The organism is Streptomyces sp. NPDC045021 (assembly GCF_056432645.1).
Map to the genome: position 1 here is coordinate 322,331 of NZ_JBWKIQ010000009.1, position 16,624 is coordinate 338,954.

Annotated in this window: 15 protein-coding genes; 3 read left to right on the forward strand and 12 right to left on the reverse strand. The window is 72.8% G+C overall.

All coding sequences use genetic code 11. The features are described from left to right. Window positions 1-10: 10 nt before the first annotated feature. From AC07DC_RS26920 to AC07DC_RS26945, 6 genes are all read right to left on the reverse strand, one after another. Window positions 11-784, reverse strand: coding sequence for an endonuclease/exonuclease/phosphatase family protein (locus AC07DC_RS26920; RefSeq protein ID WP_478917054.1), 774 nt, complete (start codon window positions 782-784; stop codon window positions 11-13). Between the two features lie 5 nt (window positions 785-789). Beyond that, window positions 790-1,731 carry an ROK family glucokinase gene (locus AC07DC_RS26925; protein ID WP_478917055.1) on the reverse strand — a complete coding sequence of 314 codons (942 nt, stop codon included), beginning with the start codon at window positions 1,729-1,731 and terminating at the stop codon, window positions 790-792. A 55-nt stretch (window positions 1,732-1,786) separates the two neighbouring features. Further along, on the reverse strand, window positions 1,787-2,227 hold the full coding sequence (locus AC07DC_RS26930) for a DUF5304 domain-containing protein (protein WP_478917056.1): 441 nt from the start codon (window positions 2,225-2,227) through the stop codon (window positions 1,787-1,789). A gap of 64 nt (window positions 2,228-2,291) precedes the next feature. Next, a complete protein-coding gene (locus AC07DC_RS26935; RefSeq protein ID WP_478917057.1) occupies window positions 2,292-3,482 on the reverse strand; it encodes an ArsA family ATPase in 1,191 nt (396 codons plus the stop codon). Window positions 3,483-3,487: 5 nt separating this feature from the next. Then, window positions 3,488-3,967, reverse strand: a complete 480-nt coding sequence (locus tag AC07DC_RS26940) for an SRPBCC family protein (protein WP_478917058.1) — start codon at window positions 3,965-3,967, stop codon at window positions 3,488-3,490. A 90-nt stretch (window positions 3,968-4,057) separates the two neighbouring features. Beyond that, a complete protein-coding gene (locus AC07DC_RS26945) occupies window positions 4,058-4,819 on the reverse strand; it encodes a metallophosphoesterase family protein (RefSeq protein ID WP_478917059.1) in 762 nt (253 codons plus the stop codon). Window positions 4,820-5,022: 203 nt separating this feature from the next. Between AC07DC_RS26945 and AC07DC_RS26950 the strand changes: the two genes are divergently transcribed. Next, window positions 5,023-6,819, forward strand: coding sequence for an AMP-dependent synthetase/ligase (locus AC07DC_RS26950; RefSeq protein ID WP_478917060.1), 1,797 nt, complete (start codon window positions 5,023-5,025; stop codon window positions 6,817-6,819). Between the two features lie 66 nt (window positions 6,820-6,885). Here the strand turns inward: AC07DC_RS26950 and AC07DC_RS26955 are convergent, their stop codons facing one another. Beyond that, window positions 6,886-8,022, reverse strand: a complete 1,137-nt coding sequence (locus AC07DC_RS26955) for a glycosyltransferase family 4 protein (RefSeq protein ID WP_478917061.1) — start codon at window positions 8,020-8,022, stop codon at window positions 6,886-6,888. Window positions 8,023-8,129: 107 nt separating this feature from the next. Further along, window positions 8,130-9,704 (reverse strand): DUF2079 domain-containing protein, encoded by a 1,575-nt coding sequence (locus AC07DC_RS26960; protein ID WP_478917062.1) that lies wholly within the window; start codon window positions 9,702-9,704, stop codon window positions 8,130-8,132. Between the two features lie 98 nt (window positions 9,705-9,802). On the opposite strand from AC07DC_RS26960, the gene AC07DC_RS26965 reads away from it, so the two are divergent. After that, entirely contained in the window at window positions 9,803-11,041 is a 1,239-nt protein-coding gene (locus AC07DC_RS26965) for a glycosyltransferase 87 family protein (protein ID WP_478917063.1), read from the forward strand. Here the strand turns inward: AC07DC_RS26965 and AC07DC_RS26970 are convergent. After that, on the reverse strand, window positions 10,996-12,336 hold the full coding sequence (locus AC07DC_RS26970; protein ID WP_478917064.1) for an MATE family efflux transporter: 1,341 nt from the start codon (window positions 12,334-12,336) through the stop codon (window positions 10,996-10,998). The two genes, AC07DC_RS26965 and AC07DC_RS26970, sit on opposite strands and share 46 nt — an antisense overlap. 89 nt (window positions 12,337-12,425) lie before the next feature. On the opposite strand from AC07DC_RS26970, the gene AC07DC_RS26975 reads away from it, so the two are divergent. Further along, window positions 12,426-12,950: a PadR family transcriptional regulator gene (locus tag AC07DC_RS26975; protein WP_478917065.1), complete on the forward strand. Its 525-nt coding sequence runs from the start codon at window positions 12,426-12,428 to the stop codon at window positions 12,948-12,950. Here the strand turns inward: AC07DC_RS26975 and AC07DC_RS26980 are convergent. The 3 genes from AC07DC_RS26980 to AC07DC_RS26990 form a co-directional block, all read right to left on the reverse strand. Beyond that, entirely contained in the window at window positions 12,940-14,121 is a 1,182-nt protein-coding gene (locus tag AC07DC_RS26980) for a M48 family metallopeptidase (protein WP_478917066.1), read from the reverse strand. The two genes, AC07DC_RS26975 and AC07DC_RS26980, sit on opposite strands and share 11 nt — an antisense overlap. Then, entirely contained in the window at window positions 14,118-15,356 is a 1,239-nt protein-coding gene (locus AC07DC_RS26985; RefSeq protein WP_478917067.1) for a hypothetical protein, read from the reverse strand. The genes AC07DC_RS26980 and AC07DC_RS26985 overlap by 4 nt, the downstream gene beginning before the upstream one ends. A gap of 62 nt (window positions 15,357-15,418) precedes the next feature. Next, the gene (locus AC07DC_RS26990) at window positions 15,419-16,465 is read right to left on the reverse strand and encodes a C40 family peptidase (RefSeq protein ID WP_478917068.1); all 1,047 of its coding nucleotides are present in this window, start codon (window positions 16,463-16,465) and stop codon (window positions 15,419-15,421) included. Between the last annotated feature and the right edge of the window lie 159 nt (window positions 16,466-16,624).

Sequence of the window (16,624 nt, forward strand, 5' to 3'; positions counted from 1 at the left end):
CCCCGCGTGGTCAGCCGCCGGAGGTGTCCGACGGAGCCGCCGCCGGGATCCGGAACGCGGCCAGCAGCGGCAGGTGGTCGGTGGCGGCCGACAGGTCCGCCGGATCGACGCCGGGAAGGCCCAGCGGCACCCCGCACCCCAGCACCTCGACGCCGTGCGTCGCGAAGATCGCGTCGATGCGCTGGTAGGGGTTGTCCGGCACCGAGGTGAACTCGCCGCCCCACGGCTTGGTGGCCCAGGCGTCCTGGAGCTCCGCCGACAGCCGGCCGAACGCACGGCCGTCCGGGTGGTCGTTGAGATCGCCGCCGGCCACGGCATGCGGCTCGCCCATCTCCGCCAGCCGTTCCAGGAGCAGCGCCGACTGTCCGTCGCGCTCGGCCGCGCTGAGGCTGAGGTGGTAGCTGAGGACGGAGAGCCGGGCGCCGCCGATCCGTACGACGGCGGTGGCGAAGCCGCGCTGGTGCAGACCGGGGGTACGCGGCAGCAGGATGTCCTCGGTGCGCTCGACATGGGCGCGCAGCGAGGAGAGGATCATCGGTCCCGCGGCGGTGGCGCCGCCGGTGACGGTGACCAGGCCGGACGCGTGGGCGAGCCAGGCGGCGGCCTTGCGCCAGCGGAAGAAGCGCGGCGCTTCCTGGAGGAGGACGAGGTCGGGGGCGCAGGCCCGGATGACCCGGGCGAGCGCCCCCCTGTCGTCCCGCATGGAGCGGATGTTGTAACTGAGCACGCGGACCACCGCCGAGTCACCCGGCTCGGTGGTCGAGGGCGGCAGATCCGCGAGCACGGTCGTCAGCCCTGGCGGGCCAGGTCGGCGGCGCCGACCAGTCCTGCCTTGCCGCCCAGCTGTGCGGCGAGCACCTGGGCATGCGGCCGGTACTGCCCGCCCACCAGCCAGCGGCGGAAGGACTTGCGGATCGGGTCGAGCACCAGCTCGCCCTCGTCCGAGACCCCGCCGCCGACGATGAACGCCGACGGGTCGAAGAGCGAGGCCAGGTCGGCCAGGCCCGCGCCCGCCCAGCGGGCCAGCTCGCGGAACGAGTCGATCGCCACCGCGTCACCGCCCCGCGCGGCCTCGCTGATGTGCTTGCCCTCGATGCTCTCGGGGGTGCCGTCGCCCAGCGAGAGCAGAAGTTCCGCGTTCTCCGGCGTCGCCGCGGCGCGCTGCTTCGCGTAGCGGACGAGAGCGCGCCCGGAGGCGTACTGCTCCCAGCAGCCCTGGCTGCCGCAGCCGCACAGCAGTCCGTCCGGCACCATCCGTACGTGGCCGAACTCGCCCGCCACACCGAACCGGCCGCGGTGCAGCTTGCCGCCGATGATGATGCCGCCGCCGAGGCCGGTGCCGAGGGTGATGCACACGACGTCGTCGTGACCCTGGCCCGCACCGAACCTGTATTCGCCCCACGCCGCCGCGTTCGCGTCGTTCTCGACGATGACGGGGAGGTTGACGCGCTGCTCGACCTTGTCCTTGAGCGCTTCGTGCCGCCAGTTGATGTTCGGGGCGAAGAGCACGGTGGCACGCTTGTCGTCCACGTAACCGGCCGCGCCGATGCCGACCGCGTCGACCTGATGGTCGGTGCTGACGGTGCGCACCGCGTCCGCGATGGCGTCTACGACTGCCTCGGGGGTCGCCGGGGTCGGCACCTTGCACGTCTCAAGAATCGAGCCGTCCTCATCGACTACGCCGGCCGCGATCTTTGTGCCGCCGATGTCGACGCCGATGGTGAGTCCCATGTGTCCCTCAGTTTTCGGTCGATCCCCGCTTCAGCCAACCGTACCGGAGGGGAGGTCAGTCGAGGTCGATGTGCTCACTGGATGAGCCGGTGGTTGAGCCGGGCGCGGAATCGGAAGCACGGCGTCCGGCGGTCGAGTCCCCGGCGGACGTGGCGGTCCACCGGGTCTCGTGTCCCGCGACGACCGAGCGGTAGGCGGCGAGCAGCTCGATGCCGGCCGACGACAGGTGCTCGAAGACCTCGGGATTGCGCTCCCTGATGGGCTCGACGACCGACTTGACCTGCGAGATCACGGTCTGGGCGGCGAGTGTGACCGCCGGGTTGCGGAATTCTGCGAGCTTGTCGGTCACGGCCTCGGCGAGCCGTCGCAGTTCTTCTGCGGCGCTGCCGACACCCTGTCCTGCCTGCTCACGCCGCCGGGCGTTCTCGGCGGCGGTGTCCTCGGCGCTGGCCTTGGCCCACGCGTCGGCGTCGGGCCGGTCGGTGCTCTCGCTCATGACGGTCTCCCTCGCGGCACTCCGGGGTTGTTCTACCGAAGGTACCCGAATGGACGCACTGCGTTCAGCGCGGCCAGAGGTCGGGATCCGGTGCGAACCGGACGTCGAGGGCTCCGTCGCGCAGCGCGGCGCCGTCCACGGTGCAGCGCCGCAGCGCGGAGGGCAGCGGGAGGATCCGGCGGAAACCTTCCGCGTCGACGACGAGTTCGTCACCGCGGCGCACCAGGCCGAGACCCTCGCGGGTGGCCCCGGGCAGCGGCAGCCGCCAGCGGAAGTGGCCCTCGGCGCCGAGCTGGTCGGTCACGCTCCACGGTTCGGCCGCGCGGCCGCCCTCCCCGCCCGGCTCCGCCTCGGGTCCTGGCGGTACGGCGGCGAGCGCGGTGAGGTCGTCGGTGCCGCGCGGTTCTCGTCCCAGGTGCGGCAGTTCGTGGACGGCCGTACCGGTTCCGGCCAATTCGGCGCGCAGCGCGGCGAGTTCCTTGTGCTGGGCGCCGGCCAGGTCGGCGAGCCAGGGGTCGGCGGAGCCGTCCGGCAGCAGTCGGTTGGCGACCACGGCCTCCAGCCGGTGGCCGAAGAGCGCCAGTCCGGTACGGGCGTTCCTGACCGCGCCGGCCGCGGCCGCGCTCGGCTCGACGACCAGCCGTACGGTGGTGCCGGCGGCCTCGATCACGGCCTGCGCGGCGGCGAGTTCCCGGTCGACACGCTCGGCGGCCTCGTACGCCCACTGGGCCGGCATCGGCACGCCCGCGAGCTGGGCGAGCACCGGGCGCAGCGCTCTGGCCGCCTGGCGCTGGACGGGGACGAGCCGCCGCAGGTAGCGGCGCAGCTGTTCGGGCAGGGCGAGGGCGGCGAGCGCCGCGGGGGTGGCCGGCAGGTCGACGACGACCACGTCCCAGCCGGCGGAACCGTCGGCCGATTCGCGCAGTGCGCGCAGCAGGGCGAGCGAGTCCGCGCCGGGCAGTTCGGTGAGTTCCTCGGGGTCCAGGGGCTCGGCGCCCAGCAGGTCCAGCAGGGAGCCGAGCCGGGACTGCACGTCCCGGGCGTCGGCCCGGAACGTCGCCTGGGTGTCTATCCGATGTGTCCGCAGGCCGGGCACGGTGGCCCGGTCCCCGTCGAGTACGGCGTCCAGTGACGCGCCGCGGTCCGTGGACAGCAGCAGGGTGCGGGCACCCTGCCGGGCCGCGCTCACCGCGGTGGCCGCGGCGGCCGTGGTGCGGCCGGCACCGCCGGAGCCGGTGACGAGGACCGTGCGCACGGCGCTCAGCCCTTGTCTGGCGGGCTGTCGAGGGCGCTGTCGGGCGAGCCGGATTCGACGCGCTTCTTCAGACCGGCGAGGGCTCGGTCGATGATGACCTTCTCGGCCTTGCGCTTGATCATGCCGAGCATCGGGATCTTGACATCGACCGTCAGCTGGTACGTGACCTCGGTGCGGACGCCGCCGTCCAGCGGGGCGACCGCGTACGAGCCGTCCAGGGTGCGGAGCATCTGGGACTTGACCAGCGACCAGTGGACCTCGTTGTCGCCGACCCAGCGGTAGGCGAGCGTGTGGTCGTCCTTGATGGCCCCGGCGTCCAGCAGCAGCCGGACCTGCTCGGCGCGGCCCTGGTCGTCGGCGGAGAGGATCTCCGCCTCCTTCACCTCACCGGTCCACTCCGGATAGCGGTTGAAATCGGCGATGACGCCCATGACGTCGGCCGGTGCCGCCTCGATGGTGATGCTCGACTTGGTGTGTTCCGCCATCGCTGTGGCCCCTCCGGGACTTCGCGCCGTATGTCTGGGTCTGCTGGTGCAGGCTACCGCCTGCGGGTCGAACAGCTGTCACCCAGGCACCTACCACTCCAGGGCCCATGGCCTGCGGGTGGCGTTGAAGTGTCCGACGTTGACGCACTCGGTCCTGCCGATCCGCGTCCGCGCGACCAGCGGCTGGTGGACGTGGCCGAAGAGGGCGTACTTGGGGCGGGTGGTGCGGATCGCGTCGAGCAGCGCCTCGCTGCCGCGTTCGAAGCGCCTCGCGACGGTGTCGTAGCAGAGCTCCGGAACGGCGGGCGGGATGTGCGAGCAGAGCACGTCGACCGGGCCCAGCGCGGCGACCTTCTCGGCGTATTCGGCCTCGTCGATCTCGTACGGGGTGCGCATGGCCGTCCGCAGGCCGCCGCCGACGAAGCCGAAGACCAGGCCGCCGATCTCGGCGGTCGAGCCGTCCAGGACGGTGGTGCCCTCGGTGGCATACTCCGACCACAGCGCAGGAATGTCGACATTGCCGTAGGTGGCGTACGTCGGCGCGGGAAAGGCCGCGAAAAGCTCGGCGTACTGCTTCCGGACCGCGGTCTCGATGGCGCTGCGCCGGTCGATGCCCTCCCACAGCTCGCGGTCGAGGGCGCGGGCCTCCTCGAAGCGCTTGGCGGTCCGCAGCGCGACCATGCGCGAGGCGTTCGCCGCGCCGAAGAGATCGGGGAAGATTCCCCGCGAATGATCGGCGTAGTCCAGGAAGAGGACGAGGTCGCCGAGGCAGATCAGCGCGTCCGCGCCGTCTCCGGCCCTGGCCAGAGCCTCCGCCGCGCCGTGCACATCACTCACCACATGGACCCGCATGGCCGTCACCCTATCGCCGGTTACCTGCGGGTTACCGATGCTCTGGACTACTGTTCGCGGAGCGGTTCAGCCGCACCCCTGGGTATGTGATGCATAAAACATCTGTACTGCACCCCTATCGCGAAAGCTTTACCGGTGGGTAACGTCCAGGCCGTCCAACTATCCCTCCGGGTGCGCCGTCGCGCCGATGAGGAGCACCAGCCTTGCGTGAGTTCAGCCTTCCGGCCCTTTACGAGGTCCCCGCGGACGGCAACCTGACGGATCTGATCCGCCGCAACGCCGCTCAGCACCCAGCTGTTCCGGTGATCGCCCGCAAGAACGCGGGCGGCGAATGGCAGGACGTCACCGCCACCGACTTCTTCGCCGAGGTCAGAGCCGCCGCCAAGGGACTGATCGCATCCGGCGTGCAGCCCGGCGACCGGGTCGCCCTGATGTCGCCCACCCGGTACGAATGGACGCTCTTCGACTTCGCGATCTGGAGCGCCGGCGCGGTCGCCGTGCCGGTCTACGAGACGTCCTCGGCCGAACAGGTCGAGTGGATCCTCGGTGACTCGGGCGCGGTCGCCTGCATCGTCGAGTCCGCCGCCCACGAGGCCGCCGTCGCCTCGGTGCACGACCGGCTCCCCGACCTCAAGCACGTCTGGCGCATCGACGCCGGCGCCGTGAAGCACCTGGTGTCCGTCGGCGCCGACATCTCCGAGAAGGTGGTGGACGAACGGGGCGCGACCGCCGTCGCGGACTCCCCCGCCACGATCGTGTACACCTCCGGGACCACCGGCCGCCCCAAGGGCTGCGTGCTGAGCCACCGGGCCTTCTTCGCCGAGTGCGGCAACGTGGTGGAACGCCTCGCCCCGATGTTCAGGACCGGCGAGTCCTCGGTGCTGCTCTTCCTGCCGCTCGCGCACGTCTTCGGCCGGCTGGTCGAGGTGGCGAGCGTGATGGCCCCGATCAAGCTGGGGCACGTCAGCGACATCAAGCACCTCACCGACGAGCTGGCCGCCTTCCGGCCGACGATGATCCTGGGCGTGCCCCGGGTCTTCGAGAAGGTGTACAACTCGGCGCGGGCCAAGGCGCAGGCCGACGGCAAGGGCAAGATCTTCGACAAGGCCGCGGACACCGCGATCGCCTACAGCCGGGCGCTGGACTCCGCGGGCGGCCCGTCGGTCGGCCTGAAGTTCAAGCACAAGGTCTTCGACCGGCTGGTCTACAGCAAGCTGCGCGCCGTGCTCGGCGGCCGCGCCACGCACGCCATCTCGGGCGGCGCGCCGCTGGGCGAGCGGCTCGGGCACTTCTACCGGGGCATCGGCTTCACCGTCCTGGAGGGGTACGGCCTCACCGAGTCCTGTGCGGCCACCGCGTTCAACCCCTGGGACCGTACGAAGATCGGCACGGTCGGCCAGCCGCTGCCCGGCTCGACGGTACGGATCGCCGACGACGGCGAGGTGCTGCTGCACGGCGAGCACCTGTTCTCCGGCTACTGGAACAACGAGGCGGCCACCGCCGACGCGGTCTCCGACGGCTGGTTCCACACCGGTGACCTGGGCACGGTCGACGAGGACGGCTATCTGTCCATCACCGGCCGCAAGAAGGAGATCATCGTCACGGCCGGCGGCAAGAACGTCGCCCCCGCCGTGATCGAGGACCGGATCCGGGCCGACGCCCTGATCGCCGAGTGCATGGTCGTCGGCGACGGCAAGCCGTTCATCGCCGCTCTCGTCACCCTGGACGAGGAGTTCCTGCCCCGCTGGGCGGAGCAGCACGGCAAGGCCGGCCACAGCGTGGCCGAACTGGCCGAGGACCCCGAGCTGTTGGCCGCCGTGCAACACGCGGTGGACCAGGGCAACGCGGCCGTCTCCAAGGCCGAGTCGGTACGCAAGTTCCAGATCCTGCCGAACCAGTTCACCGAGGAGTCCGGTCACGTGACGCCGTCGCTGAAGCTGAAGCGCAACGTGGTCATGAAGGACTTCGCGGGCGAGATCGAAGCGCTCTACCAGCGCTGAGCACGCGCACGCGCACGAAAACAGGCTCCCCCGGACGGCGTCCGGGGGAGCCTGTTCGTGTGCCCTTTACAGCAACGACTTCAGACGTTCCGCCAGCAGATCCCAGCGCCACGCCTCCTCGACCCAGCGCCGGCCGCGCTCGCCCATGCGCTGCCGTAGCTCGGGGTCGCCGAGAAGGGTGACGATCCGGTCCGCCGCCTGACCGGGCGAACCACCGGGCACCACCCAGCCGGTCTCGCCGTCCAGCACCGCGTCCGGGGCGCCGCCCGAATCGCCGGCCACCACCGGCAGTCCGGTCGCCGAGGCCTCCAGGTAGACGATCCCCAGGCCCTCGACATCCAGCCCGCCGCGGCGGGTCCTGCACGGCATCGCGAAGACGTCGCCCGCGCCGAAGTGGGCGGGCAGCTCCTCCCAGGGCACCGGTCCGGTGAAGCGCACGGCGTCGGCGACGCCGGTCCGCGCCGCGAGTTCGGCCAGCTCCTTGGCGTACGGTCCGCCGCCGACCACCAGCAGCACCGCGTCCGGCACGGCGGCCAGGATCCGCGGCATCGCGAGGATCAGCGTGTCCTGCCCCTTGCGCGGCACCAGCCGCGAGACGCACACCACCACCGGCCGGTCCGCGAGCCCGAGCCTGGCCCGTACCGCGGCGCCGCCCGAGGCCGGGTGGAAGGTCTTCTCGTCGACGCCGGGCGGCAGTTGCACCATCCGCGCCGCCGCCGCGGGCGTGAGCGCCTTCGCGATCCGCGACCGCGTGTACTCACCGAGATAGGTGATCGTGTCCGTGCCCTCGCCGATCCGGCGCAGCAACTGCCGGCTCGCGGGCAGCTGCGCCCATCCCGCCTCGTGGCCGTGCGTGGTGGCGACCAGCCTGCGCGCGCCCGCCCGGCGCAGCGCGGGGGCCATCAGCCCCAGCGGCGCGGCCGCTCCGAACCACACCGATGTGCAGCCGTGCTCGCGCAGCAGTCCAGCCGCGCGGCGGGTCACGCCGGGGGTGGGCAGCAGCATCGTCGTCCGGTCACGGATCACCGGGAACGGCTGCTCGGTGTCGAAGCGCTCGACCTCACCGCCGTCCGGGCCCTTCCACGTCGAGGCGTACACGACCACCTGTCCGGGATCCAGCCGCAGCGCCATGCTGTGCACGAAGGCCTGGATGCCGCCGGGACGCGGCGGGAAGTCATTGGTGACGATCAAGGTCTTGTCCATCGCCGCCGAGAGTAGCCGACCGGGGCCCGGCGGACCCAGGGCCCCGGTTCGGCGCCGGCGGCGCCGGCGGCATCAGTGCGTCAGGTGGCTCAGATGCGTCAGGTGCGTCAGGAGCGGACTTCCGGCTCCTTCACCGGCACGCTGTCCTTGCCCGGCACATGCGCTCCGGGTACCGGTCGGGTGGGGTCGGCCCGGTGCAGCAGGATGACGCCGTCCTTGGCCCACACGAACGTGTAGCCGTTGTCGAGCAGCAGCCGGACGCGCTCGCGCTGCTCGTCCACCGTCGCGAAGGGGAAGACCTTCTGCACCGTCTGGATCAGGACGTACTCGGCGTCGCGCGGCGTCGCGTCCGCTATGACGACCTGGGTGCGTTTGCTCAGCCGGGGGGCGGCGTTGTTGTCCGCCTCGACGGTGGCCCCGGTCGGCACCAGGTGCACCGCCTCCCCGAGCGCCTGTTCCGAGGGGTTCGGCGTCCAGGCGTCGGGAAGCAGCAGATTGCCCAGACCGGACGGGACCGAGATCAGCAGCGAGCAGGCCACCGCCCCCAGCGTCCAGCGCCCGACCGGCCACTCGACGCGCCTGCGGTGCAGCCGGGCCGCCGTCTCCAGAGCGGCCACCAGAAGGATCGGCCACACGAAGGCGTCGTAGTGGTGGGTGGTCGCCCAATGGCTGGGGTTGTCGGAGAAGAGACGCTCGGCGAGGAGCGGGACCGCGCACCACAAGGTGGCGGACCCGAGCGGCAGCAGCAGCAGCGACCCCAGGAGCCACAGCAGCAGCGCCACCTTCTCCGGATGGTCCATGCTCACCGCGAGCGCCGTGATCGGATCCGTCAGGAACCGCATCGCCGCGGACCCCATGTCCGGACCGAGGGCGCTGTAGTTCCAGTAGTAGCCGGACACGCCGCCCATCGCGGGGATCAGCACCCGGATCGCGAGCAGCGCCGCCATCGGCCCCAGCACGAACAGCGCGAGCCCGGTACGCACCGCCGGCCGGTCCCCCGACCGCCTGCCGCGGCCGACGAGGACGGCCCCGTACGCCGCCGCGAGCAGCCCCAGGTCCTCCTTGGTGCAGCACAGCAGGACGGCGCAGGTCAGCACCGCGCCGTACCGCCGGGCCAGGCCGCGCTCCAGCATCAGCAGGGTCAGCGGGACGGCGAAGGCGACCTCGTGGAAGCCGACCCCCGAAGCGCGCAGCAGCGGCCAGCCCAGCCCGTAGACCAGGCAGCTCAGATCGGCGGCCCTGCGGACGGTGGCGGGCGGCGCCTGCGCGAAGCAGTGCCCGGCGATCCGCCGCACGATCGGCACGCCCGCCGCGAAGAGCGCCGCCTGGGCGCCGATCAGCATCCGGGGGTCGTCCCACACCCAGTACAGCGGGGCGAGAAGGGCGAGGATCGGCGAGAAGTGGTCACCGAGCAGGGAGAAGCCGGGCGGGAACTCGTGGTGGTAGTTCTTGATGGTCGAGCGCGGCAGATGGAAGTGCGAGTACTCGCGGACCGCCTGGTCGAATATCCCCAGGTCGAAGCCGCCGATCCGGACGGTCGCCCACTGCTGCAGCCCGACGCCCAGCACGGCGCCGAAGCAGAGCACGGTCAGGGCGACCGTACGTATTCGGTCCTGCTGCCGCGCGGCCGGCGCGGCTGCCGCGCTCTCCCGCGCGGACTGCGATACGACGAGCTGTGCCAACGTTCGACGCCTCCCCCTCGTGAACGAGCCTTCACCCTACTGGGCGCCGCCGCCGCGTCGCGGGCCCCCTCCGCCCGCTCCGGCAGCATGATGCACCCGTGAGCACCGCACACGTCAGCAGCAGGAACCTCGCCGTTCTCGCGTGGGCGGCGACCCGCGGCGTGCTGCTGCTGTGCGTCTTCCACGTCGTCACGCTTCCAGGCCCCGATGTCACGACCGACGTGTCCGTGATCTACCAGGGCTGGTACCAGATCCTGCGCACCGGCACCTTCCCGCTGGACGACGTGACCTGGCAGTATCCGCCGGCCGCCGCGCTCGTCGTGCTCTCCCCGGCGCTGCTGCCGTTCCTGGGCTATACGGCGGCCTTCTGCTGCCTGGTGTGCGTCGCCGACGCCGCCGTGTTCGCGGCCCTGCTGCGGGCCGGCCGGGGCGCGGGGCGGCGGCTCACCGGGGCCTGGGTCTGGGTGGCAGGGGTGGCGCTGCTGGGGCCGACGGCGTACGCGCGCTACGACCTGGTCGTCTCGGCGGTGGCGGTGGCGTCGATGCTGGCGCTGGCCCGCCGCCCCCGGGCGGCGGGGGTGCTCGCCGGGCTCGGCGCGATGCTCAAGGTGTGGCCGCTGCTGCTGCTGATCGGTGCCCCGACCGGCCGGACCACCCGGCGGGCGGCGACCGCCGCCGTGTCCGCCGCCGCCCTCACCGCGCTGCTGTTCGTCGCGACGATGCCGGGCGCGTTCGCCTTCCTGACCTTCCAGCGCGAGCGCGGCACCGAGGTCGAGTCGCTCGGCGCGCTCCCCTTCCATCTGGCCCGGCACTTCGGCTGGCAGGGCCAGGTGCTGCTCAACTTCGGCTCGGTGGAGTTCCTCGGCCCGTTCGTCGGCGTGGCCGGCGCCGCCGCGCTGGCGCTCACCGGCGCCGCGCTCTGCTGGCTGCTGCTGTGGCGGCTGCGGGCCCGGTGCTTCACGGCCGCGACACCGTACGACGCGGCCTTCACCGCGGTGCTGCTGTTCATCACGACCAGCCGGGTCATCAGTCCGCAGTACCTGCTCTGGCTGGTCGCGACGGCCGCGCTGTGCATGACGCTGCGGGCCAGCGTGCAGCGGGTACCGGCCGTCCTGGTGCTGGTCGCGACCGGTCTCACCCTCGTCGAGTTCCCGCTCCTGTTCTCCCATGTGGTCGCCAGCGACTGGCTCGGCATCACCCTGCTCGTGCTGCGCAACGGCACGCTGGCCGTCGCCTCGCTGACGGCCTGCCGCCGGCTGTGGACGTCCGCCGTCCGCGATCCGCTCCCCCGTCAGCGCACCGCCGCACTCCTCACCCCCGCGGTCACCTCCCGCTGACGCCCCAGCCGCAGGAACAACCCCGCCACCGCCGCGCACTGCAGCGCGGCGCTCACCCCCATCGCCAGGCAGATCCCGGGCAGCCCCAGCCCCGACAGCGCGTACGCGAGCGGCAGTTGGCACGCGACCCCGACCAGCGTGACCCGCACCAGCAGCCGGCTCCCGCCGCTGCCCTGGAACACCCCGCCGAGCGCGATGAAGCACGCCAGCAGGACCAGGTACGGCCCCAGGCACCGCAGGAACAACGCCCCGGCGGCCGCCACCTCCCCCTCCGCGCCGAACGCCCGCATCACCCAGGGCGCCGCCACGAGCAGCACCGACGCCGCGCCCACCCCGAGCGCGCCGCCCACCAGCACCGCCTGCCGCCCGATCGCGACCCGCCGGTCACGCCCGCCGCCCAGCGAGTGTGCCGTGTGGATCGAAGCGGCCTGGCGCACCGCGTAGAACGCCATCGTCGCCACGTACATCGCCTTGGTGGCGATCCCGTAGGCGGCCACCGAACTCACCCCGAGCCGGGCCACGATCGCCACCATCGCCAGCGAACCGGCCATCCTGACCAGGAAGTCGCCCGACATCGGCAGCCCGGTGGCCGCGGTACGGCGCAGCGCCGCGGCCGTCCCGTGCGCCGGATCCGCCTGCGCGGCCTCCCGTAGCAGCCTGTTGCGCCGCAGCGCGGCGACCCCGACGGCCAGCGCGACGGCCCGGCCGGCGACGGTGGCCAGCGCGGCGCCCTGGACCCCCAGCGCGGGCAGGCCCAACAGACCGTGGATGAGCAGCGGATCGAGCACCAGGATCAGCCCGTTGCCCAGGAAGCTCAACCGCATGGGTGTGCGGGTGTCGCCGGCCCCTTTCAGAATGCCGTCGAGGACGTTCTGCGCGAAGAAGACCGCGACGCCGGGCAGCGAGACCGCGAAGTACCCGACGGTCAGCCCCAACACGGTCCCGTCGTGCCCGCCGAGCACCAGCCGGGCGAGCGGCTCCCTGAACAGCCAACCGCCGATCGTGACGACCGGCGTGATCAGCGCGAACAGCGCCCACCCGCCGCGGACCGCCGACCGTACCGCGCCCGGGTCGCGGGCTCCCGCCGCGTGGGCGACCAGCACCGTCGTCCCGGACGCCGCCATCATGATCACGCCGAGCAGCACGTTCTCCGCACTGGTCGCGACCGCCACCGCCGCGACCGCCGCCCCACCGAGCCGGGCCACCCAGAGCATGTCGATGATCCCCGCGACGACCCCGGCCAGCAGCTCGAAGTAGACCGGGACAGCAAGCGAGACCAACCGACCGCGTGTCATACGAGCCCCCTTCGCCAGTACCTCGATTCGAGGTATCTCGATTAGAGGTATCATGGAAGAACGAGACGCCGCAAGGACGGAACAAGACGGTGCTGGAACTGACGATCCTGGGCTTCCTCCACGAGGAGCCGCTGCACGGCTACGAGCTCAAGGAGCGCATCACCGGCCTGAGCGGCCATGTCCGCCCGGTCAGCGACGGCGCTCTCTATCCCGCCATCAACCGCCTCACGGCGGCGGGCCTGCTCGACCAGCACACCGAACCCGGCACGGGCGCCGCCCCGCGCCGTGTGCTCTCCCTTACCCCCGCCGGGCGCGACCGCCTGCGCGCCCGTCTCCGCGACCCCAAACAGGTCGAGATCACCGACTCGACCCGCTTCAACACCTTCCTCGCCTTCCTCCGCCACCTCGAGGACCCCGCGGCCCAGGCCGCTGTCCTCCAACGGCGTCTGGACTTCCTCCAGCAACCCGCCAGCTTCTTCTACGCCGACGGCAAGCCGGTGCGGGCGGAGGAGGCGGGTGACATCTTCCGCCGCGGGATGCTCACCGTCGCCCGCGCCACCGGCACCGCCGAGAAGGCCTGGCTGGCGGCAGCCATCGGGGAACTCACGTCGTGAGCCGCGCGGCGGCGATCCGTTCGGCCGACGTCGGATGCGTTCCGAACAGCACATGGAGCAGGCGCGGCGGTTCGGGGTCCGCGATGTTCGCGACCGCCAGCCGGCGCTGCATCGCGATGAAGCCCGCCGGATCCCCGGTGAGACGCAGCGCGTGCGCGTCGGCGCGGCGCTCCACCCGCCGGCTCAGCGCGCACCCGAACGGTCCCGCCACCGTCGACCCCACCGCAGCCACCGCCGCGAGCAGCATCATCGACCGCGGGTCGGAGAAACGGGGCACGCCCGCGAGGTCGAGAAGCGACTGCCGGCTCAGCAGGGCGGCCAGCGCGCAGACGCCGACCGCCGCCCCCACCGCGCCGAGCACCGTGCCCCGCGCCACGTCCCGGTGCTTCACATGGCCCAGCTCGTGTGCCACCACGAGCTCCACCTCGCGCGGCTCGGCGGTCGTCAGGAGCGTGTCGTAGGCGACGATCCGCCGCGTCCGGCCGAAGCCGGAGACGTACGCGTTGAGCGCGGTGGTGCGCCGGGAGGCGTCGGCGACCAGGACGTCGCGGACGGCGATCCCGTCGCGTGCCGCCAGATCGAGGAGCGCGTCGCGCAGCGAACCCGGCTCCATCGGGGTGAAGCGGTTGAAGAGCGGTTCGAAGACGACCGGGGCCAGCCACGAGAGCGCGACGGTGACGGCGGCCGCGCCGAGCGCCGTCCAGATCCACCACCGGGAGGTGGTCCCGGCGAGCGCGTAGACGGCGAAGAGCGCGCCGAGCGCGAGCGGTACGGAGACGAGCAGCCCACGCAGCACGTCCACCGCCCAGCCGCCCCAGCCCTGGGTGACGAGCCCGAACCGGGCCCGTACGATCCGCACCCGGGCGGCGAAGGGCAGCGCGACGAGCTGCCGCAGCAGCACCAGGGCGAGCCCGCCACCGACGATCCGCGCGGCCCAGGAGTCGCCGAACAGACCGACGAGGCCGGCGCCGGCCGGGGTCAGGCCGAGGGCGAGCAGGAGCAGCAGGGAGGCCAGCCGGCCGGCGAGGGCGGGCGGCCACTGCCCGCGGCGCAGCGCCCGTCCCCGCTCGACCTCCGCAGGGGTGAAGTCCGCATCGTCCGACCCGTCATCCCCACCCATCTCACCCATCTCACCCATCTCATCCGTCTCACCCGTCCCGCCCGTCGTCATGCCAACTCCCGCTGTACATAGGCGCGCCAGCGCGCGGTGAAGTCGTCGAGGCCGGTCCCGAGCACCGCGCGCAGCCGCGTGTCGAGGGAGCCGCCGGTGGCGACGGCCCGGTACAGCGCGGTGAGTTTCGCGTCGCCCCATTCACCGGCGATCAGCCGGCACGCGAGCCAGGCTCCTTCGTACGCCTGCGCCAGACCGCTGGTCATCGTGCCGAAGTCGGCATCGGACGGCAGATTCCGCGGTACCTTCCCCGCGGCCACGTCGCGGCTCAGTTCGGGTGCGTCCTGGCGGGCGGTGCGGCCGGTGCCGCGGTAGCCGACCCAGTCGGCGAAGCCCTCGGAGAGCCACAGCGGGGTGGCCGCGGTGGTGGCGGCGCGGGTCGCGACATGGGTCGTCTCGTGGGTGAGGACGACCTGGCGGCCGAAGGCGGAAAGCTCCCCGAACGCCTCGGGGTTGATGATCACGCGGTCGGCCGGGGCACCGGAGGAACCGCCGAGCTCGCCGGTGGTGACGGCGGCGATACCGCGGTAGGTCGCGGGTGCCGCGTGCAGCAGCGCGGCCATCCGCGCCAGCGAGGACGGCACTTCGACGACGACGCGGCCGCTCCAGCCGGTCCCCCAGGCCCGCCGTACCGCGGGCACCGCGCGGTCGGCGCCGTCGGCGTAGGCCCGCAGCACCGCGGGGCCGTCCGTCCCGAGCACGAGGCTGTGCGCTCCGCGCACCACCCGCACCGGGCCCTGGTCCCACAGCTGCTGGACGTCGTGCCGGTCTCCAGCCACGTACCAGCGGCCGCCGCGCCGCAGGAGCGTCAGATCGGCGTCCGAGGTCACCTCGGCGGTGTCGTACCCGGTCAACCGGTAGCCCACCCGGACCGTCGCCCGCGCCCGGTCCTGGCCGCCGCCGGCGTCGACGCTCACCACCCGGTACGACCACGCGTCGAGCGGCACCTGCGCCAGGTTCCGGAACACCTGCCGCTGCCGTTCCCGGAAACCCGGATCGACGGCCGGGGCGTCCGCGACATCCGCCAGGAACGCCGTCTCGTCATGGTGCAGCACAGCCGCCGCGTGCCGGTCGAGCAGGGACTGGACGGCGGGAACGCCGGGACCGGCGGGGACGACCTCGGCGCCGGTCCTGCCACCCCCGCATCCCGTGAGCAGCGCCAGCACAGTCAGCACGGCGAGAACCGCCGCGCACCAGGGCGCGGCGGTCCCGGGTCGCGTGCGCGCTGCCGCCATACGCCCGATCGTACGGGCGCCGCCCCGGACGCCGGATCAGCCCGGCAGCGGGGCCGGCCCGGTCAGGGCCGCGTGACCGCGGAGATCGGCATCATGTCGACCGGGTCGTACCGCACCCGCGCGCCCGGGTACGGCGCGTGCACCACCCGGCCGCCGCCGACGTACATCCCCACATGGCTCGCGTTGTCCCGGTAGATCACCAGGTCGCCGGGGCGGGCCTGGTCCAGCGGGACCCGGTGTCCGGCGTGCTTCTGCTCCTGCGAGGTCCGCGGCAGCGACACCCCCGCCTTCCGGTAGGCGTACTGCATGAGGCCGGAGCAGTCGAAGGACGACGGCCCGGTGCTGCCCCACACATAGGGCGAGCCGATCGCCGCGCGGGCGGCGGCGACGGCGATCGCGGCGCGGGACGAGGAGGCCGGCAGATCCGGCATGTCGGGTGCGGCACGGCCGGAGCGCGAGGCCCGGTCGTCCAGACCGCGGACGAACCCGGCGCGCTGGGCGGCCGGCAGTTCGTTGAGCAGCCGCTGCGCCGCGCCGAGTTTGCCCTGCACGCTGCGCTTGCGATCCTTCATCGTGGACCTGGCGTGTTCCAGGTCGGCGAGCTTCGCCGCCGCCAACGACCGCTTCTGCTCCAACGACCGCTGTGCTTCCTGCAGTTGCGCCAGGGCGGCGGCCTGGTGGGCGGTGATCCGGTCCAGCGCCTCGGCCCGGTCGAGGTAGCTGTCGGGGTCGGAGGAGAGCATGAGGGCCATCGTCGGATCGATGCCGCCGCTGCGGTACTGGGCTCCGGCGATCGCGCCGAGATCGTCCCGCATCCGGTTGACGCGCTCCTGGCCCCGGGCGGCCTGGTCCTGCAGGGTTTCCACCTCGTGCCGCAGCCGGGTGGCGCGCTCCTGCGCCGCGTTGTACTGCTCGGTGGCCTGCTCGGCCTGCTGGTAGAGCCGGTCCACCCGGGAGGACGTGTCGGTCGCGGTACCCGCCGGGTCGGCTGCCGCGACCTGCGCCGCCGCGCCCCCGGAGAGCGCCGCCGCGGCGGCCGCCGCGGAGAGCACGGTGACGCGGGAGGTGCGGGTGAAGCCGGGCTGCGGGGACCGCCGATGTGTTGCCACGGCTGTGACAGTAGTCAGACGATCACGCCGAGTTCAAAAACGGTGCGGCCGCGGCGGACGGGCGTCCTTCTCGATGCCCAGGTCACTGCCGCTCGGCCGTCAGCGGTCACCCTCCGATATCACCCGAATGAACCACGGCACCGGCCGCCGAACCCACTC

What these genes read in the sequence shown, in the direction of transcription:
- AC07DC_RS26955 (WP_478917061.1), bottom strand. Translation starts at nt 8,022, where the DNA reads ATGGACAAGACCTTGATCGTCACCAATGACTTCCCGCCGCGTCCCGGC.
- AC07DC_RS26985 (WP_478917067.1), bottom strand. Translation starts at nt 15,356, where the DNA reads ATGGCGGCAGCGCGCACGCGACCCGGGACCGCCGCGCCCTGGTGCGCG.
- AC07DC_RS26930 (WP_478917056.1), bottom strand. Translation starts at nt 2,227, where the DNA reads ATGAGCGAGAGCACCGACCGGCCCGACGCCGACGCGTGGGCCAAGGCC.
- AC07DC_RS26940 (WP_478917058.1), bottom strand. Translation starts at nt 3,967, where the DNA reads ATGGCGGAACACACCAAGTCGAGCATCACCATCGAGGCGGCACCGGCC.
- AC07DC_RS26970 (WP_478917064.1), bottom strand. Translation starts at nt 12,336, where the DNA reads ATGACACGCGGTCGGTTGGTCTCGCTTGCTGTCCCGGTCTACTTCGAG.
- AC07DC_RS26980 (WP_478917066.1), bottom strand. Translation starts at nt 14,121, where the DNA reads ATGACGACGGGCGGGACGGGTGAGACGGATGAGATGGGTGAGATGGGT.
- AC07DC_RS26945 (WP_478917059.1), bottom strand. Translation starts at nt 4,819, where the DNA reads ATGCGGGTCCATGTGGTGAGTGATGTGCACGGCGCGGCGGAGGCTCTG.
- AC07DC_RS26925 (WP_478917055.1), bottom strand. Translation starts at nt 1,731, where the DNA reads ATGGGACTCACCATCGGCGTCGACATCGGCGGCACAAAGATCGCGGCC.